Origin of the sequence: Vibrio sp. 10N.222.52.C3 (genome assembly GCF_041474195.1) — a bacterium.
In the GTDB taxonomy this organism is placed as follows: domain Bacteria; phylum Pseudomonadota; class Gammaproteobacteria; order Enterobacterales; family Vibrionaceae; genus Vibrio; species Vibrio crassostreae_C.
This window is the reverse complement of record NZ_JBFRTQ010000220.1, coordinates 1-208: the sequence shown is the minus strand read 5'-3', so window position 1 is coordinate 208 and position 208 is coordinate 1. Positions and strand designations below refer to the sequence as shown.

General features: G+C 53.4%; 2 tRNA genes. Both read left to right on the top strand.

The annotated features are described in order from the left end of the window. Nucleotides 1-33 precede the first annotated feature (33 nt). Nucleotides 34-110 (top strand) — tRNA-Ile (locus tag AB4517_RS22410). Between the two features lie 14 nt (nt 111-124). Continuing rightward, a tRNA-Ala gene (locus AB4517_RS22405) sits at nt 125-200 on the top strand. Nucleotides 201-208: the final 8 nt, after the last annotated feature.

The window sequence follows — 208 nt, the reverse complement described above, 5'->3', positions numbered from 1 at the left end:
TGATTAGGTTTAGAAAAGTTAAGAGACGATATTGGGTCTGTAGCTCAGCTGGTTAGAGCGCTCGCCTGATAAGCGGGAGGTCGGTGGTTCAAGTCCACTCAGACCCACCAATATCGACCTAGATGGGGCTATAGCTCAGCTGGGAGAGCGCCTGCCTTGCACGCAGGAGGTCTGCGGTTCGATCCCGCATAGCTCCACCATCTTTAAG